This window comes from Acinetobacter sp. A2 (assembly GCF_012371325.1).
GTDB lineage: Bacteria > Pseudomonadota > Gammaproteobacteria > Pseudomonadales > Moraxellaceae > Acinetobacter.
Window position 1 is genome coordinate 30,445 of record NZ_JAAZQX010000010.1, and the last position, 22,803, is coordinate 53,247.

The 22,803-nt window shown below is 41.4% G+C and carries 23 protein-coding genes; 7 read left to right on the forward strand and 16 right to left on the reverse strand.

Annotated features, from left to right (window positions below):
* Positions 1-171 precede the first annotated feature (171 nt).
* The 10 genes from HHA43_RS05500 to acnD form a co-directional block, all read right to left on the reverse strand.
* The gene (locus HHA43_RS05500; protein WP_168418130.1) at positions 172-513 is read right to left on the reverse strand and encodes a zinc ribbon domain-containing protein YjdM; all 342 of its coding nucleotides are present in this window, start codon (positions 511-513) and stop codon (positions 172-174) included.
* Between the two features lie 102 nt (positions 514-615).
* Positions 616-981, reverse strand: coding sequence for a DUF488 domain-containing protein (locus HHA43_RS05505; protein ID WP_168418129.1), 366 nt, complete (start codon positions 979-981; stop codon positions 616-618).
* A 115-nt stretch (positions 982-1,096) separates the two neighbouring features.
* A complete protein-coding gene (locus HHA43_RS05510; RefSeq protein WP_168418128.1) occupies positions 1,097-1,474 on the reverse strand; it encodes a ribonuclease E inhibitor RraB in 378 nt (125 codons plus the stop codon).
* 166 nt (positions 1,475-1,640) lie between these two features.
* Positions 1,641-2,591: a DUF5660 family protein gene (locus tag HHA43_RS05515; protein WP_168418127.1), complete on the reverse strand. Its 951-nt coding sequence runs from the start codon at positions 2,589-2,591 to the stop codon at positions 1,641-1,643.
* Positions 2,592-2,850: 259 nt separating this feature from the next.
* Entirely contained in the window at positions 2,851-3,516 is a 666-nt protein-coding gene (locus tag HHA43_RS05520; protein ID WP_168418126.1) for an RluA family pseudouridine synthase, read from the reverse strand.
* Between the two features lie 131 nt (positions 3,517-3,647).
* On the reverse strand, positions 3,648-4,361 hold the full coding sequence (locus tag HHA43_RS05525) for an SIMPL domain-containing protein (RefSeq protein WP_168418125.1): 714 nt from the start codon (positions 4,359-4,361) through the stop codon (positions 3,648-3,650).
* Between the two features lie 96 nt (positions 4,362-4,457).
* Positions 4,458-4,709 (reverse strand): DUF6868 family protein, encoded by a 252-nt coding sequence (locus HHA43_RS05530; protein ID WP_168418124.1) that lies wholly within the window; start codon positions 4,707-4,709, stop codon positions 4,458-4,460.
* A gap of 572 nt (positions 4,710-5,281) precedes the next feature.
* Entirely contained in the window at positions 5,282-5,854 is a 573-nt protein-coding gene (locus tag HHA43_RS05535; RefSeq protein ID WP_168541996.1) for a DUF4126 domain-containing protein, read from the reverse strand.
* A gap of 105 nt (positions 5,855-5,959) precedes the next feature.
* Positions 5,960-6,103 (reverse strand): zinc ribbon-containing protein, encoded by a 144-nt coding sequence (locus HHA43_RS05540; RefSeq protein WP_004972403.1) that lies wholly within the window; start codon positions 6,101-6,103, stop codon positions 5,960-5,962.
* 250 nt (positions 6,104-6,353) lie between these two features.
* Positions 6,354-8,960 carry a Fe/S-dependent 2-methylisocitrate dehydratase AcnD gene (gene acnD, locus HHA43_RS05545; protein ID WP_168418122.1) on the reverse strand — a complete coding sequence of 869 codons (2,607 nt, stop codon included), beginning with the start codon at positions 8,958-8,960 and terminating at the stop codon, positions 6,354-6,356.
* A 257-nt stretch (positions 8,961-9,217) separates the two neighbouring features.
* On the opposite strand from acnD, the gene HHA43_RS05550 reads away from it, so the two are divergent.
* Together HHA43_RS05550 and HHA43_RS05555 are read left to right on the forward strand one after the other, a co-directional pair.
* The gene (locus tag HHA43_RS05550; RefSeq protein WP_168526273.1) at positions 9,218-9,940 is read left to right on the forward strand and encodes a YgfZ/GcvT domain-containing protein; all 723 of its coding nucleotides are present in this window, start codon (positions 9,218-9,220) and stop codon (positions 9,938-9,940) included.
* A 181-nt stretch (positions 9,941-10,121) separates the two neighbouring features.
* On the forward strand, positions 10,122-10,928 hold the full coding sequence (locus tag HHA43_RS05555) for a tetratricopeptide repeat protein (protein WP_168460867.1): 807 nt from the start codon (positions 10,122-10,124) through the stop codon (positions 10,926-10,928).
* A 55-nt stretch (positions 10,929-10,983) separates the two neighbouring features.
* On the opposite strand, the gene HHA43_RS13195 is transcribed toward HHA43_RS05555, so the two are convergent.
* The 4 genes from HHA43_RS13195 to HHA43_RS05570 all read right to left on the reverse strand — a co-directional run bounded on the left by HHA43_RS13195 (position 10,984) and on the right by HHA43_RS05570 (position 14,549).
* Positions 10,984-11,550, reverse strand: a complete 567-nt coding sequence (locus HHA43_RS13195; protein ID WP_228284154.1) for a GGDEF domain-containing protein — start codon at positions 11,548-11,550, stop codon at positions 10,984-10,986.
* A gap of 233 nt (positions 11,551-11,783) precedes the next feature.
* Positions 11,784-12,233 carry a hypothetical protein gene (locus tag HHA43_RS13200; protein ID WP_228284155.1) on the reverse strand — a complete coding sequence of 150 codons (450 nt, stop codon included), beginning with the start codon at positions 12,231-12,233 and terminating at the stop codon, positions 11,784-11,786.
* A 123-nt stretch (positions 12,234-12,356) separates the two neighbouring features.
* A complete protein-coding gene (locus tag HHA43_RS05565) occupies positions 12,357-13,289 on the reverse strand; it encodes an AEC family transporter (protein WP_168541998.1) in 933 nt (310 codons plus the stop codon).
* 123 nt (positions 13,290-13,412) lie between these two features.
* On the reverse strand, positions 13,413-14,549 hold the full coding sequence (locus HHA43_RS05570; protein ID WP_168542000.1) for an NADH:flavin oxidoreductase/NADH oxidase: 1,137 nt from the start codon (positions 14,547-14,549) through the stop codon (positions 13,413-13,415).
* A gap of 288 nt (positions 14,550-14,837) precedes the next feature.
* Here HHA43_RS05570 and mutM point away from each other — a divergent pair, with 288 nt between their 5' ends.
* Complete coding sequence (gene mutM, locus HHA43_RS05575) at positions 14,838-15,698, forward strand: bifunctional DNA-formamidopyrimidine glycosylase/DNA-(apurinic or apyrimidinic site) lyase (RefSeq protein WP_168542002.1); 861 nt, start codon at positions 14,838-14,840, stop codon at positions 15,696-15,698.
* On the forward strand, positions 15,695-15,973 hold the full coding sequence (locus tag HHA43_RS05580) for a peptidylprolyl isomerase (RefSeq protein ID WP_168542004.1): 279 nt from the start codon (positions 15,695-15,697) through the stop codon (positions 15,971-15,973). Before mutM ends, HHA43_RS05580 begins: the two co-directional genes overlap by 4 nt.
* Positions 15,974-16,117: 144 nt before the next feature.
* On the opposite strand, the gene mscL is transcribed toward HHA43_RS05580, so the two are convergent.
* Together mscL and typA are read right to left on the reverse strand one after the other, a co-directional pair.
* Complete coding sequence (gene mscL, locus HHA43_RS05585; RefSeq protein WP_131260726.1) at positions 16,118-16,549, reverse strand: large conductance mechanosensitive channel protein MscL; 432 nt, start codon at positions 16,547-16,549, stop codon at positions 16,118-16,120.
* Between the two features lie 187 nt (positions 16,550-16,736).
* Positions 16,737-18,572 (reverse strand): translational GTPase TypA, encoded by a 1,836-nt coding sequence (gene typA / locus HHA43_RS05590; protein WP_131260727.1) that lies wholly within the window; start codon positions 18,570-18,572, stop codon positions 16,737-16,739.
* A 173-nt stretch (positions 18,573-18,745) separates the two neighbouring features.
* On the opposite strand from typA, the gene HHA43_RS05595 reads away from it, so the two are divergent.
* From HHA43_RS05595 to HHA43_RS05605, 3 genes are all read left to right on the forward strand, one after another.
* Positions 18,746-20,116, forward strand: a complete 1,371-nt coding sequence (locus HHA43_RS05595; RefSeq protein WP_168542006.1) for a uracil-xanthine permease family protein — start codon at positions 18,746-18,748, stop codon at positions 20,114-20,116.
* Positions 20,117-20,181: 65 nt separating this feature from the next.
* A complete protein-coding gene (locus HHA43_RS05600) occupies positions 20,182-21,216 on the forward strand; it encodes a methyltransferase (RefSeq protein ID WP_168542008.1) in 1,035 nt (344 codons plus the stop codon).
* Positions 21,216-22,679 carry an amino acid permease gene (locus HHA43_RS05605; RefSeq protein WP_168542010.1) on the forward strand — a complete coding sequence of 488 codons (1,464 nt, stop codon included), beginning with the start codon at positions 21,216-21,218 and terminating at the stop codon, positions 22,677-22,679. The genes HHA43_RS05600 and HHA43_RS05605 overlap by 1 nt, the downstream gene beginning before the upstream one ends.
* Positions 22,680-22,803: the final 124 nt, after the last annotated feature.

The following is a 22,803-nucleotide window of genomic DNA, read 5'->3' on the forward strand; positions in this document are numbered from 1 at the left end:
GACTTAGGCCAAATAAAAAAGTAGTATTTTTGTACAAACATTAAAAGAGATGCTGTGTCATTTTTATTGTCACATATCACAAAACTTAATGATCTTTTTCTTTATGCACTGCATAAAAAAAGCGCAGGCGACTTCTACAAAGTTGCCTGCGCTTGGTATTTCTAATACGGATTATGCTTTTTTCACATACTCAGATTTTAATTTCATCGCGCCCATACCATCAATTTTACAATCAATGTCGTGACCATCGGCAGCGTCTGGAATTAAACGAATATTTTTCACTTTTGTTCCTACTTTTACAGCAGCAGAAGAACCTTTAATTTTAAGGTCTTTAATCACGGTTACCGTGTCGCCATCTGATAACACATTACCATTTGCATCTTTAATTACTGCAGCCGCTTCTTCAGTTACATCACCTTCTTTCCACTCATGTGAGCATTCTGGGCAAATGAGCAAGTCACCATCTTCATAAGTATATTCTGACTGGCATTTTGGGCAATTTGGCAAAGACATAAAAAACCTCAAAAATTTCATTATAACATTTTTCACTGATTATTCATAAACTTAAAAACCTTATAAAGCATAAGGATAATGGTTGAATAATCCGATGGATTTTTACTCTAACGATGTTAAAGATTGCTCCAAAACACGCTTTAACACCACCACATGATTATGCTGTTCATCTTTTGCAGCGGTAATTAAGGTCACTTTTTGCTGCTGTGCCAGTTGAAGCAGTTCCTGTAAGGTCGCTTCCTGCTGAGTCAGTTCGAGCCGATAACGCTGTTGAAATTCATCCCAGTTTTGTTCAGGGTTTTGGTGATACCACTTGCGTAATTCAGTTGAGGGCGTAATTTCTTTAGGCCACCAATCAATTTGAGCACGCGCTTTAGTCACACCACGTGGCCACAAACGATCGACTAAAACCCGTGTACCATCTGTAGGTACAGCATCCAGATAGGCTCGCTTAATTGCAATATCCATATTGCCTCTTTCTGCTCTACAATACGCTGCAAGGCTTGATACTAAAAACCAATCCTTATGCGTCATGCAGAATTAAAAAAGCATGTGATCAACACATGCTTTTGGAAAATCAAATTTATTCTTCGTCTTCGTACTCATCTTCATCATCGTAGACGTAGGCCATACAGCCCCAACCGTCATATTCACCGCCATGCTCTTCGGCAATTTTAGTGAACCATTGTTCTAAATCTACAATGTCTGAATACTCTGGTTCCATATACACATAAATGGTGATAATCCATTCAACCGCATCAGATTCTTCATCTTGAAATAATGAAATTTTTTGCTCTTCTGCCAACAAATACAACGCACATTTTTCGGCTTGTTCTTGTGTGGTAAAAGCAATGGAGTACTCAATTTCATGTGGCTCTGTCAGGTCATCCCCATCTTCATGCATTTGCCAAAGTACATTGCCGTTATCATCATCTGGGAATTGTTCATAGTCACGTGTCATGCGAATATCCTTGTTATCTTTTTAGCCAATATATATCTGGCAAGTGACAAAATAGTGAATTCAACATAGCACAATTTTGCCGTACTTGATCAAGTTTTCTGTATTTTGCCGCTGACTTTAGTCGGACAGCCCTACAGAGTCTGCACCTTATAGATACAACTTATCCTTAAGCATTCACTGCCAGTTTTACTGGCTGTGTGGTGTCAGTGCCCTGTTGCTTAAGGCCAATCACTAAAGATGCAAATTTTAACTCTTCAAGACGAAGTGCCAAGTAAGATTCTAAAATTTTGCTATGTCCAAAAGATGCCGCGTAGTGATTAAGCAAGGTGAAATCATCCTGCAACGCTTGTAGAGATTCCCCTAAATTGTGTTGGTTCAACTGGGCTAAATATAAGTCTGCTCTGCTGTTAAATGCGTGACTAAGTAATGTTACCGCAGAAAGACGACGCTGCTCATCTACAAATGCACAATAAGCCATTTCATTATTTTGAATCGCTTGCATAATTTTTTGACGTACCTGTACTAAATGCTGTGCTGCATCAGACTGGCTATAGTCTTCAATTAAATGATCGAGTAACTGCTGTGCTGGCAATTGAAACGCGGGGGTATTCTCTTCAATTTTATGATAAAGCGCGGCAGTCACCTGCTCTAGCTTTTGATGTTCTTCTGCTAAATGATAAAAAGCACCTAATTGTTCTTGAGCTGCTTTTAGGGTTTTAGCTTTGGCTTTTTGTTCGTGTTCGACTAAAAAATTACTGACTTTTTCAATTTTTTGTTTGCATTGATCACGCATGTTTTCTGCTTCAGACTTGACCATTTCTACAAACATTTCAACTTGTTGGCGACGCTCCTGCACATATTGTTCAACATCTAAAATATCTTGATAATGCTGCAAACTTTCCACACGGTTTTTCAAACTCCCTACTTCTACCCGAAGCAGCGTGAGCTGATGTTCTAACTCGTTACTTTCCAGCTCATCAGTTGCCAAATTGGTACGGGTACGGTCTAAATTAGTTTGTAATGATTGAATACCTGCTGATAATTCACGGCTGCGTAATGTTTGCCAAAAAACAATCACCACAAGAACTACAATTATTGCGCCCAATATATACAACATAACTTTGCCTCCCACCCCATCGGCCTGCCCCGTTCAAGTGATGCGTTTTTCACGCAAAAATCACTTCAACCTCAAGTTGCAGCCCCAAACACTCAACACAAAAATTTTAAAATAACCAATCAGCCTCCTTTTTGTGCAAGGAAAATGAAAATCTACGGTTATAGCGTTAAATTAACTAGTTCTTGGGATGAAGGCTATCCCAAATTTTGAGTATTTTCACAATAATTTGAAAAAAATGTGACTGTTAGAAAGAAAGTGATTAAAAAGGAAGCTGTGCCCGAATTTCTACAGCTTCATGACTCAACGGCTGAGTAAACGCCAAATAGCTGGCATGCAACGCCATTCGTTTTAAAGGACTTTGTTGCGGCTGAGGATGATATAACTTATCGCCTGTGATTGGGTGACCAATATATTGCATGTGTACCCGCAACTGATGCGAACGCCCTGTAATTGGCGTCAGCAATACACGGGTAATATCTTCATCGGCCCGATATTCCAAAGCCTGATACAGCGTTTGTGCAGGCTTGCCTAAATCGAAATGCACAATTTGCCGTGGGCGGTTTTCCCAGTCGGTAATTAACGGCACATCGACACTGCCTTGCCCCTCAAGCTGCCCCTGAATTAAAGCTATATAGTTTTTTTTGACCGTTCGGGCCTGAAACATTTTACTTAATGCAACTTCTGCATCACGGTGCTTGGCGAACATTAAAATACCGGATGTCGCCATATCTAAACGATGGGCAATTTTTGCACTGGGATGTTGAGCTAAAACCCTTAAATAGGCACTGTCCTGATGTTCAGGCAAACGTCCCGGCACAGACAACAAACCTGCGGGCTTATCAATCACCAGCAAATCATCATCTTCATAGACAATTTCTAAAGGTTCTTGTGGTGGTGCATAAATAAAGTTGTCGTTTAAAGCCATGAACATACAGCATAAAAAGCGGTGCGGGCAAAATATCAAGCACAGCCCAAGCTGTCAATTCAGTCGGGCAATGTGCTTGCTTAGCTAAAACGATTAATGATGTCTGTTTCCTGATTGAGTGAGTTTGTACATTAATCTGCCAAATAATATTCTACGGTAGACACCACACGTACTTTTTTCAAATAAGGGGTGTTGCTGTCACGCTCTTCAATGCTAAATACGCCCTGATTGGCCGATTTGATTTTCCCCAAACGGCTGTCAGAATCTGCGGCAAATTTCTCTGCAACACTGCGGGCATTTTGGGTAGCTTGCTCGATCATGGCAGGTTTAATGTCATTCAACTGCGTATATAAATATTCAGTACGTTGCCCATAATCCTCACCACCAAAGGCAATACCATTCTTGCCTAAATCGACCAGACGGCTTTGTGCACTGCGGACTTTATCTATACTTTTGGTATAGACCGTAATGGTTTGATGCGCGGTATAACGCAAGGCAACATTACCATCTCCACCATATTGCTGGGCGTATTTATCGGTAATCACGGGTGCGGCAATGGTAATTTCTTCCGCAGCAAAACCTTCATTTTTTAAAAAGTTTTGAATTTGTGCAGTCTGGCCTTGCATGGTGTCATACAAAGCAGCCAAATCTTGACTGGCTGCGCTAAAACGAATGGGCCACACGGCCACATTGGCTTTGACTTCACGCTCAGACAAGCCTTTGACCGAAACCACACGCTCATATTGCTTAATTTTCAGTGCACTGTTGCCCAAAATCCAACCTGCCAGCACCATTCCCAAACAAATCAGCCCACCTAAAATCAGTGCGGGTTTTAATTGATTCATGTTTGTAAACTCCTTGAATTGTGGTCTTTCAGCCTTGCTGTGACTACATCTTATATTTTAAAGGTGCTTTAAAATGCGGTATTTCTGTTGTGGTATTTAAGGTCGCATCATATACAGCGCAATGAGCGGAGCAATATTGAACAGCAATACCCCTATTTTATAAACTGCCATACCACCATAATGAATCGCATCAAAACTTGAATCGGTGAGTTTGAACCATTTGCCATGTAACTGTCGAAGCCAGTTATGTGCAAATATCAACACCACAAACCACAGCATTAAAATAGCGTAATTAATCAGTGCGCAAGTCAGTAAAAATCGACACCAAAAATCGTAATCAACACTCATATCACACCTGTTTAGATGCAGATTACAAGCTCAATTTAGCAGATTTAGATAAGTGACTTGATGGGAGTTTTGTAGCGAATGTTTACAAGAGATTTAAATTTAAACTGATATTTTATTTAGATTTTTATAATTTTATGGCTGTTATTTTAAGTTGTTATTTGTTTTGAAAATTCTTGAGGGTGTTAGGGAAAACAACTGTGGTTTACTTCAACTATCATGCTGGATAAGCCATGATCTTATAGCCTATAAACTTTTAATCTATAGCGTCCTAAGCCGAATCGAGACCTTTTGGGTAAGTACTACACGCGCGTTGTACGCAACTGGCAGCAATCTACTCTTTTCGATCCCCATCACACCCTTGAGATATATAGTAGTGATTTGAGCATGGGATTGTTTCCCCAAAATGATTTAATTTTTATATTTTTTTTGAATTTTTTATTACATTTTTAACAATATTTTAAAATATTTCCCAAATAGGCAATTTTTATGCGCTTAAACCATCAAATAAAGCAGAAATATTGAATTTATTACCACATATTTTATGAAATGGTTTCAAACTGCTCCTGAAAGACTTATATCGAAGATTCTGCGACTTTCTTTTTGCCACGAATCCATCGAATAGCCCAAATTAAAGCAATGACCACCACAAACACCACTAACACAGGCACAATTAAAGACAATACCGAAAGTACTGCTGCACCAATCCACTCTCCTGTAGAAACGATAGGATTCGCAACTCCACCTGTAGTTGCAGTCGATACCCCACGTACCGCAACCGTGCTCATTTGCACTACACCCGCTGTACCTCCACCCACAATAATTGCCGAAGCCCAACTGGCAAATTGCGACATTTCGCCACTGCTTACTGCCATAGTGGTGAGTGTTCCTGCAATCATGGCAGCAGGTGTGGCAACGGTGTCGAGCATATTATCGACCCACGGCACATAATATGCGGCTATTTCACTGACTGTTGCTACAGCCAAAGCTAGACAAACAGCAGGCATTGCCAGCCATTCAAAACCTTTTACAGGTTCAAACCACCCCATCAGTGCTGCAACACTCATAACCAATAATGGTACGAAAACCCGAAAGCCACTGGCAGCACTCAGACCAATGCCAACACATAAACCGAGTATTGTTTCCATGCTGTACCTCATTGTTTGTGGTTTCTATGGCTAAAATAGCAAAAAGCCCCATCGGGTGATAGGGCTTTAGATTAAAAACAGGATCAGCTGTTTTTGTCGTGTAGCTTAGGCAACCTTGTTGTTATATTGGGTGCCATGGCATTTGGTACACGGTGGTAGACGGTCTGTACCAATTTCTAAGTAAACGCGATGCCCGCATTGGACACAAAAATAGAAGCCTGTTCCTGGTTTATCACCTGCAGTTACCATCTTTGTTCTCCGTGTGGTTTAGAAATGGTCAATCCAGTATATCTATTCTGTGATGATTGTCTATTGTCCATTTTGACAGGTGATGATGGCAATTGGGCTAAGCATGATTTAGGCAGAAAATTAAGTCAGGTTTACAAGGAGTTTGCCTATGTAACCTAAGACAATCCCCATCTCAATAAAAAAAAGACCCTATCATTTGGATAAGGTCTTTTTGTAAAAATAATTAACTAGATCATTTTAGATCAAAGCATCAAGCCACATTCCCTTCCAAGAAGTCCTGTGCAAAACGTTGCAATACACCGCCCGCTTCATATACAGACACTTCTTCTTCGGTATCTAAACGGCAAGTCACAGGCACTTCAATCATTTGATTTTTGCCGTCTGCAGTTGAACGCTCAATCACCAAAGTTAAGTCTGAACGTGGCGCAATATTACCCATCACGCTATAGAGTTCTGTACCATCCAAACCTAAAGTTTTACGGTTTACACCCGCTTTAAACTCAAGTGGCAATACGCCCATGCCCACCAAGTTGGTACGGTGAATACGCTCAAAACCTTCAGCGACAATCGCTTCCACACCAGCAAGACGCACACCTTTTGCAGCCCAGTCACGGCTAGAACCCTGACCATAGTCAGCACCCGCAATAATAATTAACGGCTGTTTACGGTTCATATAGGTTTCAATCGCTTCCCACATACGCATTACTTCGCCTTCTGGCTCAACACGCGCTTTAGAACCTTGCTTAATTGTGCCGTCTGAACGTACCACCATTTCATTAAACAATTTTGGATTCGCCAAAGTTGCACGTTGTGCCGTCAGGTGATCACCACGGTGCGTTGCATAAGAGTTGAAATCTTCTTCTGGCAAGCCCATTTTTGCCAAGTACTCACCTGCTGCCGAATCTAAAATAATCGCATTCGATGGAGATAAATGGTCTGTGGTGATGTTATCGCCCAAAATTGCCAAAGGACGCATATTGGCTAAAGTACGTGGTGCCGCTAATGCACCTTCCCAATACGGCGGACGACGGATATAAGTACTTTGTGGACGCCAGTCATATAGCGGACTTTCAGATTTTTCTGACTCACCCAAATCAAACATTGGGATATACACTTGGCGGAATTGTTCAGGTTTAACTGACTCTTTCACCAAAGCATCAATTTCAGCATCAGATGGCCAAATATCTTTTAAGTAAATTGGGTTGCCATTTTGATCGGTGCCTAATGCATCTTTTTCGATGTCAAAACGGATAGTGCCCGCAATCGCATAAGCCACAACCAATGGTGGAGATGCTAAGAAAGCTTGTTTCGCATACGGATGGATACGACCATCGAAGTTACGGTTACCTGAAAGCACCGCAGTCGCATACAAGTCACGGTCAATAATTTCTTGCTGAATAGCTGGGTCTAATGCACCAGACATACCATTACAGGTAGTACATGCATAGGCCACAATACCAAAGCCAAGTTTTTCTAAATCTTTCAGTACGCCTGCTTCTTCTAAATATAAAGCAGCGGCTTTAGAACCGGGTGCAAATGATGATTTCACCCAAGGCTTACGCACGAGTCCTAATTCATTGGCTTTACGTGCCAATAAACCTGCTGCTACGGTATTACGTGGGTTTGAGGTATTGGTACAAGAGGTAATGGCCGCAATAATGATCGCACCATCTGGCATTAAGCCATCGCTACGTTGCTCAACTACACCTGCAATGCCTTTTTCTTTCAAGTCTGCAGTAGATACACGCGCATGCGGGTTAGATGGGCCTGCAATGTTACGCGTAACCGTCGAAAGATCAAAACGTAACACACGTGGATATTCCGCCTGAGTCATATCAGATGCCCAAAGACCAATTTCTTTGGCATAGTTTTCAACCAGTTTTACCTGCTCTGCTTCACGACCAGTCAGGGTTAAATAGTCAATGGTGTTTTGGTCGATGTAGAACATGGCTGCAGTAGCACCATATTCAGGGGTCATGTTGGAAATCGTGGCACGATCACCCACCGACATGCTGTCTGCACCTTCACCAAAGAATTCTAAATAAGCACCAACCACACGTTCTTTACGCAAGAACTCGGTTAAAGCCAACACGATGTCAGTTGCTGTAATACCCGCCTGACGCTGACCGACTAACTCCACACCAATAATATCTGGCAGACGCATCCAAGAAGCACGGCCCAACATTACGTTTTCAGCTTCTAAACCACCCACACCTACAGAAATGACACCCAAAGCATCAGTATGTGGCGTATGTGAGTCTGTACCTACGCAGGTATCTGGAAATGCCAGACCTTCGCGGTTTTGAATTACTGGAGACATTTTTTCCAGATTAATCTGGTGCATGATGCCGTTACCCGCAGGAATTACATCTACATTTTCAAACGCAGTTTTAGTCCATTCAATAAAGTGGAAACGGTCTTCATTACGGCGATCTTCCACTTCACGGTTTTTACGGAATGCATCTGGGTCAAAACCACCATATTCCACTGCCAAAGAGTGATCGACAATTAACTGGGTTGGCACTACAGGATTCACTTTAGATGGATCACCACCTTGATCGGCAATCGCATCACGCAAACCTGCCAAATCTACCAATGCGGTTTGACCTAGAATGTCGTGACATACCACACGTGCTGGATACCACGGAAAATCATGCTCTTGTTTACGTTCAATCAATTGTTTTAAAGATTGTTCTAAAATTGCAGGATCACAACGGCGCACCAACTGCTCTGCAAGTACTTTTGAGGTATAAGGAAGTTTGGCATAGGCGCCTGGCTGGATATCTTCAACGGCTTGACGCACGTCATAAAAATCGAGCTGAGTGCCTTGCAGCGGTTTGCGGTAGTTGTTATTCATCTGGTATTCGCCCTTACTCTATTGTTCTCAACATCTTATGGGATGATTGTTTCCACCCGTCGAAAGCATTGTACGCTGCCAAAAACCCATTTCCCAAATCTTTTATATTTCATATACTTAAATATAAAAATAGTGGTTTTTGCAATAATTGGTTACATTTCAAGTAAAATTCTTGCCTGAAAAATGCATTTTTTCTAAAAATAGCGCAAAATTGACCTCATTCTTTAGTCTTAGATTTCATTCTGAAAAGGGTTTTCATGCGCGATTTAGCTTTCTGTGCTTTGAGTTTAAACGGTGTAGATGCACAAAAATTTCTCCAAGGTCAGGTGACCGTCAATGTCGAAGCTTTGGCTGAAAATACAACGTGTTATACGGCTATTTGTAGTTTAAAAGGACGTGTGCTGTTTGGTTTATGGCTCAAAAAAATCTCCTCTGAAAGTTTTGAAATAATCAGCACTGCCGACCAAGCCGAAGATTTAGCCAAACACATTAAAAAATTTGGTGCATTTTCAAAAATGCAGCTTGAGACCATCGGTACGGTCTATCCACAACTTCAAGGTCAGCAGACTGAATTTACTGCTGAAACGACCGATATTCAGGTATGGCAGCTACAAGCCATTGAAGCAGGTCAAGCTTGGATTCAAGCCGCAACCGCAGAGGTGTTTCAGCCACAGGAATTACGTTTGCATCAACGGGATGGCGTGCATTATGACAAAGGCTGCTATTTGGGTCAGGAAGTTGTGGCTCGTTTATGGTTTAAAGCTAAACCAAAACATTGGTTACATTTAATTCAGGGTACTGGTGATGCACCTGCGCCTGCAGACAAACTGAATAATGATGTGGAAGTAGTGAACAGCCTTGCAACTGCAGATGGTTTTAAAGCTTTGGTCGTGGCTAAGCCAAGTGCTTTGGAAGAATTATCTGTACAAGTATTAGATTTACCTGAACATTTAAATGGCGATGTCGCCCGCCCACAATAAACTTAAAAATATTGCTTACACCACGAGGGAATCACAAGATTCCCTCGGTCTTTTCTGTAATCTGAATAATTCACAGTTTTTATATTTACTTTCACATTTTTCAAATTATGATGAATACATCCGCTAAAACTTACACATAAACGGAGTTGTGTGTAAAAAATAATAAGGTCAAATGAAAATGATGAAGAAACTACTCATTGTGGGTGCGATTGCCCTATCTAGCAGCATCAGCATGGCAAATAGCAACATTCCAACCGATCCTGCTTTTGCAAAGATTGAACAATTAATGCAAGCCAATAAAGTCAAAGATGCCTATCAGGAGTTAGAAAAACTGTCCAAAGCTGGCAATGCTCAAGCCATGTATAACTTGGGTTATTTAACCCAAACAGGGCAAGGCACCGCTAAAAATGAAAAGAAAGCCCTACAGTTGTACGAGCAATCTGCTCAAAAAGGCTACCCTGTTGCGCATTATGTGTTAGGTAAAAACTATCTGACGGGTGCTTTGGGTTTAAAACAAGATACTGCCAAAGCTAAACAGCATTTACAAAGTGCCTCTAAACTAGGTTTTCACGATGCAACTGTAGATTTAGCCGTTGTATATTTCTCAGAAAATACGGCAGCGTCCGATCAACAAGGACTAAAGTTATTACAGCCTTTAATAGCGAAGGATCACTATCAAGCCATTCATGCCAAAGCTTTATACGACATTAGCACGGGCTTTAAAAACAAAAATGAAACACCAATTAAACAAGGTCTACAAAGTATCCAAAACTTGGCACAAAAGGGCTATATTCCTGCGCTCATGGCGGTGGGCAATATGTTTGTGAATGGCAATATCGTGCCACAAAATTTACCTGAGGCGAAAAAGATTTTTGCATCATTGGCACAGGAAAATGTACCTCAAGCCAAAGAGTCACTGGCTGCGGTAGAAAAAATGATGGCCGATCAAGCCAAAGGTTCAAACAAAGCTGCAGCCAAGAAAAGTTAAAACTCGGACTTAGTGAGCATAGCGCACACATTCAGCCAGTTCATCTGTCAGTGCGCTATCTTACCAACTCAAGACGCTCGCAAGATGCCAAATCTAAGTCGTCATAATGCATCACACAATTCCGCCCCTGATATTTGGCGGTATACAGTGCCAAGTCAGCTTGTTTGATCAATGGCTCCAAATTACACTGTGCGACTCCAAGTTCTGCCACGCCAACAGACACCGAAAAGTGTAATTCCTGATCTTGCAATGAGATGCCTTGTTGCGACAGCTTTTGGCGTAAACGCTCTGCTATTTTCAAGGCATCCTGTTTGGTCGTATGCGGTAAAAAAACAATAAATTCCTCTCCACCAAAACGAGCCAAAATATCCCCCTGTCGCATTTCACGTTGTGACACTTCTGCAATGCTACGTAGTACCCGATCACCTACATCGTGCCCATAGGTGTCATTGATGACTTTAAATCTGTCGACATCAAAAATCAGTAAAGCCGCCGTACCCTCATAGCAACTTGCCTGAATGAGATGCCCGACTGCATACATAAAATGGCGTCTGTTGTGCAATTGAGTCAGTTCATCTGTTTGTGCCATTTCATTTAAAATATGGTAATTCCAGTCTTCCAATAATGCTCTAAGAAAATTCTTACGCGCATTTAGGGTATTAATCCAAGCAATATATAAAAATCCTGCAAACTACTCAGACGATAGACACCATATAAAATCACCAAGCTGATCAGCGCAGAGGTGATTAAAGAACGGCGAAAATGCACTTGAATAGACAAATTCCCCAAGACAATCAAAATCACGCTGGCATATAGATATGTAGAAATCCACGCACTGGTTGAGTGTAATAAAAGTTAAAACCAAATGATTGCAGATACACTGGTCGAAAGCGGTAAAATCAGATCTAACCACTGAATTTGGCGAACATATTTAAATAAGAAAAAATTAAGACCACAGCCAACAAGAATAGCAATCACACGTGTCATACCAGACAGCGTACTTACATCGGGGATGACAAAATGGTCTGCCCAGAAATAAATTAAAAATGCCAGCTGAGCGACATAATTTACTTGTTTTAAATAAGATTTTTGATGTCGATACTGAAACTGATAATAGTTGTGTTTGAAAACTGCTGGAATTTTTGCGATTGGGTCTTTTAAGGCATTTTCGATAAGTTGCCGACTCTGAATATCACAATGTGAGACATTCAAAATCGAGCGTTGTGCAGAATGACTCGCTGACTGTAACAACACTTTTGAAGGTGAAATCTCTTGTGTTGTATCTGAATGTGGGGCATCTTGCATAGCCCATCCTGCAAACAATGCTATATGTCTAATATTGCTAAATAATATACAACTGCCATCTATTTTGTACACTGTTTATTCAAGTGCATTTTCAAAGTTATAACACTAAGGTCTCGTTCAGTTTTATAACCAATGGTCAGATTGGGTTAATAAAATTGCCACCATCACAAAACCTAAAATTGTGCTTAATACTAAGGGTGCCAAAGCTTTTTCATGTAAACCATAGTGCTGCCCAAAAATACCAAAGGCGATTGGCATGGGCAAAGCCGCCAATAAAGTTCCAACAAACAACATTTCACGGCTGACATCCAACATCCATAAAATGCCAAAAATCATGAGCGGCATCAGCAGCACCTTGAGCAATGCCAACACTATACTTTGCAGATTCAGCGACTGAATTTTCATTCCAACCAGACTGCCGCCAATCACAAACAGTGCCAAAGGTGAAGCGGTTTTACCCAACATTTCTAGAATTTGTGAGATAGATTGCGGCAGTTTTAAGTTTAAGAACACACACAACATGCCCAATAAAATGGATAAAATTACAGGATTTTTCAGTAAACGCTGTAAGGTTTCCAAATAAAGTTGCCAGCCTGATTTTGTTGTAGATTGCAGCCCACGTTCTGCCAAAATTAGCATAATGGCCACAATAATCAGGTTTTCTACAATTAAAGTTAAAGACAAATAAATTGCGGACTGACTGCCAATCAACAAGGTTAAAATGGCTGTGCCAATAAACCCAGTATTGGACATAGAAGCACCCATCGCCAAAACACTGCTATGGGTTAAACTTTCAGAAAAATAATGCCGATACAGTAAAAATGCACCTGCAAACAATACAATAGAACCGCCACCATACCCCAGAAAATAAGCAGGATGCCAAATTTCCGCCAAGCTCTTACTGGCCAAAGCCTGCAATAAAAATGCAGGCAAGGCCACTTTCATAACAAACTGCCCTAGAAACTGAATTGCGTTTGCTTCTATAAACTGGCTTTTTACGGCAAAATATCCCAAAAGCACAACGGCGCAAATGGGAAATAAAATACTCAGTAACACCCTGACATCCTTTTTCAGTGTTGCCCATATTTCTGCATGGTTTTACTGATTTACCTTACACTGAATCCGCCAATAAAGCACGGCAAAATAGTTTAAGTTTCACTTATTTTAAGTGATCCAATCTCAGGTTTCTGCATCACCCTCTATTGGCTTAAACGGCTGAAATAAACGACGGAATCCGTGTGGCTGACAGCGTAAATATTGTGGTGCAATCTCAACTTGCTCACCCAATTCAGCAGCTGCATGCCATGGCCAGCGCGGGTCATACAAAATTGCACGTGCAATAGCAATGGCATCGGCCTGTTCATATTGCAAAATGCCTTCTGCCTGCATGGCTTCCGTAATCACCCCCACTGCAATCACAGGTATTTTTACCGCCTGTTTAATCGCATGTGCAAAGGGTGTTTGATAGCCTGCGTGTAAATCAATCTGCTGTTCAGGGTGTAAACCACCACTCGATACATGAATATACGCAGCACCTAAATGCTCAAGCGCTTTGGCTAAGCCAATGGATGACTCCAGATTCCAACCACCAGCATCATCCATCCAGTCAGTTGCAGAAATTCGCACTCCAATTGGATAATCTTGTGGGACTGCATTTTTAATGGCTTGGAATACTTCTAAGGTCAGGCGAATCCGATGCTCGAGACTACCGCCATACTCATCTTGACGTTGATTAGACAACGGTGACATAAATTGATGCAACAAGTAACCATGTGCAGCATGAATTTCAATTAAGTCAAAGCCTGCATCCACCGCACGTACAGCAGCACTGGCAAAGTCTGCAATAATCTGCTGAATTTCATCTTGGCTTAACGCATGCGGTGCATGTTCATGTGCCTGAAATGGCAACTCACTGGCCGATACCGTCTGCCAGCCATGTTCCTCATTCGGCGCAAACTGCCCTTTGCCCTGCCAAGGTTTATCAGTCGATGCTTTACGCCCTGCATGCGCCAGTTGTATCGCAAATGGCATTGGAGACAGGCTTTTAAGTTTATGTAATAGCGCTTTGAGCTGCGCACGCTGCATATCGTTCCATAAACCTAAGTCAGCATAACTAATGCGCCCTTCAGCCTGCACTGCGGTAGCTTCGACGATACACATACCTGCGCCAGACAACGCATAATTCGCCCATTGTTGTTCGTGCCAATAACTCAACTCGCCCTGTTCATTGGCAGAATATTGACACATTGGAGCAATCAGAATTTTATTGGCAAGTTGCAGTGAGCCAAATTGAATCGGCTGAAAAAGTAATGTCACGCTGCATGCCCTCATACTGTGCGATTCACCAAAAGTGAATCATGAAATAAAGAAGTAAAAACTCGGAATCTGCCATCTTTTCAAGATGGTTTTTTCCCTATAGTAGATGTTCAAAAATGATTTATTTATAACGTGTTGTATGGTTTTTGCAAAGCATGCTTTAGCTTTTCACAGAATAATTTTGCGGTGGCAAGCTATGGCTTGTATTCTATAGGTTATCCCCAATATTAAGCGCATTACTTTATGCCCTTGCCTGCTTAATTTCCACAAGTGGATTGAATTTGTACCATGCCTGAATTGCCCGAAGTTGAAACCACCAAAACCAGTTTATTGCCGCTGCTGGATCAAAAAGTCCTGAATGTAGAAGTACGTCAAGCCAGCTTACGTTGGCCCATTCCAGAAAACCTGCATAAACTCACAGGACAAAAACTTCTGCAATTGACCCGCAGATCCAAATACATTCTGGCGCAATTTGAGCAAGACAGCATGTTATGGCATTTAGGCATGTCAGGTAGTTTTCGTCTTTGCGATGCCCATGAAGATTTACGCAAACATGACCATCTGATTATTCAGTTTGAAGATATGCAATTGCGTTACCACGACCCACGTCGTTTTGGCTGTATTTTATGGCTAGATGAAAGCTCACAACATAAATTGATTGATCCTCTTGGCCCTGAGCCACTGAGTGATGCGTTTAATACTGACTATCTTTTTCACAAGTTAAAAAATAAGAACGTTGGCATTAAAGTTGCAATTATGGATAACCATGTCGTGGTAGGTGTGGGTAATATTTATGCCACGGAAAGCCTATTTAACTTAGGTATTCATCCTGCACAACCTGCGTCATCTCTGAGTTTGGCGCAAATTGAAAAACTGGTGATTGAAATTAAACGTATTTTAAAACAGGCGATTGATTTAGGCGGTTCGACCTTACGTGATTACAGCAATGCCATGGGTGAAAATGGCTACTTTCAACAGACTTTACTGGCCTATGGCCGCGCAGGTGAAATGTGTGTGAATTGCGAAACCACATTAGAAAACCTGAAACTAGGACAACGCGCATCTGTGTTTTGTCCTGAATGCCAGCCATTGAAAAAAGTATCGACCACGACTAAACATGCCGCAACTAAACGAGGTAAAAAAGCATGAAAACTGCAATTGTGCGTCATATCTTAGTCAAAGATAAAGAAACCTGTGAACAACTGAAAAAGCGGATTCAATCGGGTGCTGATTTTGCCAAAATTGCCAAACAGTTTTCGACCTGCCCTTCGGGCAAAAAAGGCGGTGAATTGGGTGAGGTTAAAAAAGGGCAGCTTGTACCCGTAATTGATAAATTGGTCTTTACTGCAGCAGAACGGGTATTACATGGCCCTGTGAAGAGTCAGTTTGGTTTTCATTTACTCGAAATTAAATTTCGGATGTGATTTATAATTTCCAAAGCTCCCTCTTCTTACAAGAGTGGTTTATCCCCCTCACCCTTACGCGGTATTGCCGCTCATCTCCCAAAGGAAGAGAGTAAAAAAACGGCGCATCTTGCACCGTTTTTTTGCTTCATCTAAGGATTAAAATTATTGACGTTTTTTCAATTCATCACGAATTTCACGTAATAATTCAATATCTTCTGGTGTTGCTTCTGGAGCTGGCTCTTCTTCTTGGTTACGGCGCATTTTGTTCATTAACTTCACTAACCAGAACACTACCCATGCCAATAGAATGAAGTTAATCAAAATGGTCATGAAGTTACCGTAATGAAAAATATTTAAACCAGCTTCCTGTGCCGCAGTTAAGGTTTGAATATTATTTGGATTATCACCCAAAATCAGGAACTTGTTGGTAAAGTCGACATCACCACCGAGCACCCATGAAATAAGCGGCATGATCACATCTTTGACCAATGAATCAATAATCTTACCAAAAGCACCACCAATGATGACACCAACCGCCAAATCCATCATATTGCCTTTAATGGCAAATTCTTTAAATTCTTGAATAATGCTCATACGACTCTCCAGTATTTTTTAAGCGTTATTTTGTGACGCAGTATACATTATATTATGTTACAAATTGCACGTGTCGTTATAGCATTGTGTAATTTTAAAGTTTGGTCAATATTGAATTTGTGTTTAAACCTTTGGGCATAAAAAAACCGCTAAACGAATTTAGCGGTTTTTAGATCAGGATATTTTATTATTTATCACGGTTACGTTTACGTTCGTTTTCTGTCAACCAACGCTTACGAATACGAATTGATTTTGGTGTTACTTCAACTAGCTCGTCATCTTCAATAAATTCAAGTGCTTGTTCAAGCGTGAATTCAATTGCAGGCACTAGTGTTAATGCATCATCTGTACCAGAAGCACGTACGTTAGTTAACTGTTTCGCTTTAGTTGGGTTAACCACCATGTCGTCTGAACGAGAGTTAATCCCTACGATCATACCTTCGTAAACTTCTAACTGAGGTTTAGCGAATAAACGACCACGGTCTTGTAAGCTGAACAATGCATAGCCCAAGCAAGTACCTTGAACCATAGAAATCAACACACCGTTTTGACGTTTCGCAACTTGACCTGCTTTCATTGGACCATAGTGCGAGAAGCTTGAAGTCATGATACCGGTACCTGAAGTCATGGTCATGAATTCAGAACGGAAACCAATTAAGCCACGTGAAGGTACAGTTGCTTCAATACGGATACGGCCTTTACCGTCTACTTCCATATTGGTCATCTCACCTTTACGGTTACCCATTTGTTCCATCACAGCGCCTTGGTGCTGTTCTTCTACGTCAAAAGTCACGTTTTCGTATGGTTCTTGCATTTCGCCATCGATCTCTTTCAAGATCACTTGTGGACGAGATACACCCATCTCGAAGCCTTCACGACGCATGTTTTCAATCAATACTGAAAGGTGAAGTTCACCACGGCCTGATACTTTGAAACGGTCAGGACTGTCAGTATCTTCTACACGAAGTGCAACGTTGTGAATTAATTCGCGGTCTAAACGTTCACGAATGTTACGTGAAGTCACGAATTTACCTTCTTTACCTGCAAACGGTGAGTTATTCACTTGGAATGTCATCGATACTGTTGGTTCGTCTACAGAAAGCGGTGGTAAAGCTTCTACATTTTTCGGATCACAAATCGTGTCAGAAATATGCAGTTCGTCCATACCTGTTACACATACGATGTCGCCTGCAGAAGCAGATTCAACATCAACACGCTCTAAACCATGGTAACCCATGATTTTTAAGATACGACCGTTACGTGTTTTACCTTCTTGGTCAATCACGGTTACAGGTGTATTTAATTTCACTGAACCACGTTGAATACGACCAACACCAATAACACCTACGAAGCTGTTATAGTCAAGTGAAGAGACTTGCATTTGGAATGGACCATCAACATCAACTGCTGGTGGCTCAACAATATCAACAATTGTTTCAAATAACGGTGTCATATCTTCCGCTAATTCGTCTGGTGCAGGACCAGCAACACCACGTAAGCCTGATGCATATACGATTGGGAAGTCTAATTGGTCATCAGTTGCACCCAAGTTATCAAACAAGTCAAATACTTGATCAATTACCCAGTCTGGACGTGCGTTTGGCTTATCTACCTTGTTGATGATTACGATTGGCTTCAAACCACGTGCAAAGGCTTTTTGCGTTACAAAGCGAGTTTGTGGCATTGGGCCTTCTTGAGAGTCTACAAGAAGTAATACGCAGTCAACCATCGACATTACACGTTCAACTTCACCACCGAAGTCGGCGTGTCCTGGGGTGTCGACAATATTGATACGGTATTCAGTATCAGTACGTTTATCTAACCATTTGATTGCTGTGTTTTTTGCAAGAATGGTAATACCACGTTCACTTTCAATAGCGCCTGAATCCATGACACGCTCAATCTCGCCCGCTCGTTCACCGAGTGCACCCGATTGTTGTAAAAGTTTATCCACAAGAGTTGTTTTACCGTGGTCAACGTGCGCAATAATTGCGATGTTGCGGAGAGTTTTAATATCTGACATGTAAATTCAATACGCTATAAATTTGAGGGCAAATTATACAGAAAAATACTAAAGTTTTATAGTGACACTTTATTGACACACACAATTTTTTTTGATGAGTAACACGCTTTTGATTTTGTAAAGCTGTGTAACTCGATTAGAATAGCGCCACTTTTGCAATATCTTTACGACTTATGTCTGATTTTAACCAATCTCCCTCCCCAAAAGACCAACTTGATCTGGTCTATGGTCTGAATGACCGTCCAAAACCACTTATCGCTTTTTTAGCCGCATTCCAGCATTTATTGGCGATTATTGTACCGATTGTTACACCTGGCTTGCTGATTTGCTTGGCTTTGGGTGTTTCAAAAGAAGATACCAACATGATTTTGTCGATGTCTTTGGTCATTTCAGGCATCGCGACCTTTTTACAATGTAAAAAAGTTGGCCCTTTTGGTGCTGGCTTACTCATTGTGCAAGGTACCAGTTTTAACTTTATTGGCCCCATTATTGGGATCGGCTCTGCCATGGTCGCAGCAGGTACACCTGTTGAGTCAGTCATGGCGGCAATTTTTGGTGTCGTGATCGCAGGCTCATTTATTGAAATGGGCGTGTCCCAAATTTTGCCGTGGGTCAAAAAACTGATCACACCACTGGTTACTGGCATTGTGGTGCTGTTAATTGGTCTAACCCTTATTAAAGAAGGCCTCATCAGTATGGGCGGTGGCTATCAAGCCATGAGCAATAATACTTTTGCCAATACTGACAACCTGATTATGTCGTGTACGGTCTTAGCCATCATTATTATTTTGAACCGTATCAATATCACCTGGATTAAAAGCTCTGCTATTTTAATTGCCTTGGTGATTGGTTATGCACTGGCAGGCATGATGGGTCATTTAGACTTTTCAGGCTTGAAAGATGCGCCACTGATACAAGTTCCTACACCTATGCATTTTGGACTAGATTTCTCTTGGAGTCTGTTCATTCCTTTGGCCTTTATTTATTTGGTGACTTCACTGGAAGCAATTGGTGACATCACCGCAACATCCAAACTTTCCAATCAACCTGTAGATGGCCCGCAATGGATGCAGCGTATCAAAGGTGGTGTATTGGTGAATGGTGCCAACTCATTCTTGGCAGGTATTTTCAATACTTTCCCAAGTTCGGTGTTTGCCCAAAACAATGGTGTAATTCAACTGACAGGCGTTGCCAGCCGTTATGTAGGAATTTGGATTGCAGCACTGCTGATTATTTTAGGTCTACTTCCTGCAGTTGCAGGCGTGATTCAGGCAGTACCTCAAGCAGTTCTAGGTGGTGCTGTAATGGTGATGTTTGGTGCTGTCGCAGCTTCAGGTATCAACATTCTTTCAGGGGTACAGCTAGATCGTCGTGCCTTACTGATTATTGCAATTTCTCTTGGCTTAGGCTTAGGTGTTGCACAAGTGCCACAAATTTTGGAACACTTACCTGAATTATTCCGTAATATTTTCAGCTCAGGCGTTGCCACAGGCGGTATTGCAGCACTCATTTTAAATATTGTGCTTCCTGAAACCAAAAAGTAATTGCATGTCCAAAAAACACTGTCTGAGCTGAACTTAGACAGTGTTTTTCTATTGGAGAGAGAACCATGAACCCCCAAAGCGAAGTTTTACTCAGACAATATGACTATTTGTCTGGTCGTGTTCTACTGATCAATGCCCCTACCGATCAACTCCTCGCAGAATTGGGTGACTCAATCCAAGCCTCTGTCTGGACATGGAATTTCAACGACTATCAATACTTTCAAAATCAGCAGGCTCAAGTGCATTTTGGTGCAGAGTTTCCTGCTGCCGAGTTTGATCAAGCAGTTATTTTCGTACCCAAATCCAAAGAATTACTGAATTATTTAATTCATAATGTTGCGGCCCAACTCAAAGTGGGCAGTAGCATATTTTTGGTGGGCGAAAAGAAAGGGGGGGTTGAGCGCGCAGCCAAACAGTTACAGCCTTATGGCAAAATGCTCAAACTTGATAGCGCACGCCATTGCCAACTTTGGCAGCTGATTTTAGAACAAAATGTTCAGGCTAAAGCACTGTCTGACTGGGCACAACGCTATAACATCAGCACACCAAAAGGTGACTTACAAATTTGTGCGCTACCAGGCGTATTTAGCCAAAAGCATTTAGATGTCGGTACTGCAGTTCTCTTGCCTTATTTAAGTCAGGTGACGTCTGGAAAAATTGCAGATTTTGGCTGTGGTGCTGGGGTCATCAGTGCTTATTTAGCGACGTTAAATCCTGAAAACCGAATTTTTGCGCTCGATGTCGATGCCTTTGCTTTAGCATCTACACAAATGACGTTTGAACAAAATCAGCTCAATCCTCAACAACTTGAAATTAAAGCGGTGACAGGCATTCAGGATGCCCCGCTGTTTTTACATGCCATTGTCAGCAATCCCCCATTTCATCAAGGTATTCAGACCGATTACGATGCCAGTGAAACCCTATGTAAAACTTCACGTCGTCATTTGAAATCGGGTGGTGAACTTTGGATTGTAGCCAACCGCTTTTTGAATTACCCGCTATTAATTGAACAAAGTTTTGGTCAATGCACAATCAAGGCAGATCAACAAGGCTTTAAAGTACTGTTTGCCAGTACACAAAAAAATACGAAGGATGCATGATGAGCGAAACTCAAAACAATCGACAGTTACAGCGTAAACTCGGTGCACGTCATTTAAACATGATTGCCATTGGTGGCTCGATTGGTACAGGTTTGTTCCTTGCCTCGGGTGCAACCATCGCTAATGCAGGCCCAGGCGGTGCATTACTGGCCTATGCACTCATTGGTGTGATGATTTATTTCTTGATGACCAGTCTAGGCGAACTTGCAACGCATAATCCAACTTCAGGCGCGTTCTTTACCTATGGCAGTAAATATGTCGAAGGTGGTTTCGGTTTTGCGCTAGGCTGGAACTATTGGTACAACTGGGCCATTACGGTTGCATTTGAATTAGTAGCGGTACAATTCATTATGAAATTCTGGTTTCCAGATATTCCTGGTTTCTATTGGAGTGCGTTATTTCTAGCGGTTGTATTTGGAATTAATGCATTAACCGTAAAAGGATTTGGTGAATCAGAATTTTTCTTCTCGCTGGTCAAAGTCCTTGCGATTGTCGCCTTCATCATCATTGGTATATTCATGATTGTAAAAATCATGCTGACTCCAGATGTCGCTACTTTCGCCAATTGGAGCAAAGGTGAAGCTCCATTTGTCGGTGGATTATCTGCCCTGATTGGTGTAGCGATGATTGCAGGATTCTCTTTCCAAGGCACCGAAATGGTCGGAGTTGCAGCGGGCGAATCTAAAAATCCCAAAAAGACCATTCCAATTGCAATTAAACAAATTTTCTGGCGCATCTTATTATTTTATATCGTCTGTATTTTCATCATCGGCACACTCATTGCCTACGATGACCCTCGTTTACTCCAAGCAGCAGCGACTGATAATATCGCCCTTTCTCCTTTTACTTTACTGTATGAACAGGCAGGTTTTGCTTTTGCAGCAAGTGTTATGAATGCAGTGATTTTAACGGCTATTTTATCTGCTGGTAACTCAGGCATGTATTCCTCTACCCGTATGCTATTTGATATGGCACGTAAAGGCAGTGCACCAAAAGCTTTTGCCCGCTTGGATGCTCGTGGTGTCCCTATGAATGCACTGTATGCCACAACAGCAATCGCTGCACTATGCTTTTTAACAACATTTATTGGTGAGAAACAAGTATTTAACTGGCTCCTGAATATGTCAGGCATGTGTGGGTTTATCGTTTGGCTCGGGATTGCTGTATCACATTACCGCTTCCGTAAAGGCTATCTAGCACAAGGCCACAAACTTGAAGATTTAGATTACCGCGCTAAATTCTTTCCTTTTGCACCATGGTTTGCCTTTATTTTGTGTACAATTGTCGTATTAGGGCAAAACTACCAAGCAGTGCTTGAAGGTAAATGGCTCTCTGTTTTATCGACTTATATTGGTATTCTTTTGTTCTTGGTCATTTGGTTAAGCTATAAATGGAAACACAAAACCAAACTGATTGCATATCAGGATATGGATGTGAAACCACTACACCCTGATCATGACTAAAATAAATCTTCTTCTGTTATGCTTCATTTGAGAATCCATGATTCTAAAAACAGCCAACATTTGGCTGTTTTTTTATGCTGCAAATTTAAGACAAATTTTATTTTAAAGCACTTTCGTTATTGTT

Excerpts from the sequence above, each read along its gene's own strand:
- typA (WP_131260727.1), bottom strand. The coding sequence starts at position 18,572 with ATGTCAGATATTAAAACTCTCCGCAACATCGCAATTATTGCGCACGTT.
- HHA43_RS05580 (WP_168542004.1), top strand. The coding sequence starts at position 15,695 with ATGAAAACTGCAATTGTGCGTCATATCTTAGTCAAAGATAAAGAAACC.
- HHA43_RS05530 (WP_168418124.1), bottom strand. The coding sequence starts at position 4,709 with ATGAGTGTTGATTACGATTTTTGGTGTCGATTTTTACTGACTTGCGCA.
- HHA43_RS05510 (WP_168418128.1), bottom strand. The coding sequence starts at position 1,474 with ATGACACGTGACTATGAACAATTCCCAGATGATGATAACGGCAATGTA.
- HHA43_RS05555 (WP_168460867.1), top strand. The coding sequence starts at position 10,122 with ATGAAGAAACTACTCATTGTGGGTGCGATTGCCCTATCTAGCAGCATC.
- HHA43_RS05605 (WP_168542010.1), top strand. The coding sequence starts at position 21,216 with ATGAGCGAAACTCAAAACAATCGACAGTTACAGCGTAAACTCGGTGCA.
- HHA43_RS05525 (WP_168418125.1), bottom strand. The coding sequence starts at position 4,361 with ATGAATCAATTAAAACCCGCACTGATTTTAGGTGGGCTGATTTGTTTG.
- HHA43_RS05550 (WP_168526273.1), top strand. The coding sequence starts at position 9,218 with ATGCGCGATTTAGCTTTCTGTGCTTTGAGTTTAAACGGTGTAGATGCA.
- mutM (WP_168542002.1), top strand. The coding sequence starts at position 14,838 with ATGCCTGAATTGCCCGAAGTTGAAACCACCAAAACCAGTTTATTGCCG.
- HHA43_RS05515 (WP_168418127.1), bottom strand. The coding sequence starts at position 2,591 with ATGTTGTATATATTGGGCGCAATAATTGTAGTTCTTGTGGTGATTGTT.
- HHA43_RS05500 (WP_168418130.1), bottom strand. The coding sequence starts at position 513 with ATGTCTTTGCCAAATTGCCCAAAATGCCAGTCAGAATATACTTATGAA.
- acnD (WP_168418122.1), bottom strand. The coding sequence starts at position 8,960 with ATGAATAACAACTACCGCAAACCGCTGCAAGGCACTCAGCTCGATTTT.
- mscL (WP_131260726.1), bottom strand. The coding sequence starts at position 16,549 with ATGAGCATTATTCAAGAATTTAAAGAATTTGCCATTAAAGGCAATATG.
- HHA43_RS05600 (WP_168542008.1), top strand. The coding sequence starts at position 20,182 with ATGAACCCCCAAAGCGAAGTTTTACTCAGACAATATGACTATTTGTCT.
- HHA43_RS05520 (WP_168418126.1), bottom strand. The coding sequence starts at position 3,516 with ATGGCTTTAAACGACAACTTTATTTATGCACCACCACAAGAACCTTTA.
- HHA43_RS13200 (WP_228284155.1), bottom strand. The coding sequence starts at position 12,233 with ATGCAAGATGCCCCACATTCAGATACAACACAAGAGATTTCACCTTCA.
- HHA43_RS05535 (WP_168541996.1), bottom strand. The coding sequence starts at position 5,854 with ATGGAAACAATACTCGGTTTATGTGTTGGCATTGGTCTGAGTGCTGCC.
- HHA43_RS05505 (WP_168418129.1), bottom strand. The coding sequence starts at position 981 with ATGGATATTGCAATTAAGCGAGCCTATCTGGATGCTGTACCTACAGAT.
- HHA43_RS05540 (WP_004972403.1), bottom strand. The coding sequence starts at position 6,103 with ATGGTAACTGCAGGTGATAAACCAGGAACAGGCTTCTATTTTTGTGTC.
- HHA43_RS05595 (WP_168542006.1), top strand. The coding sequence starts at position 18,746 with ATGTCTGATTTTAACCAATCTCCCTCCCCAAAAGACCAACTTGATCTG.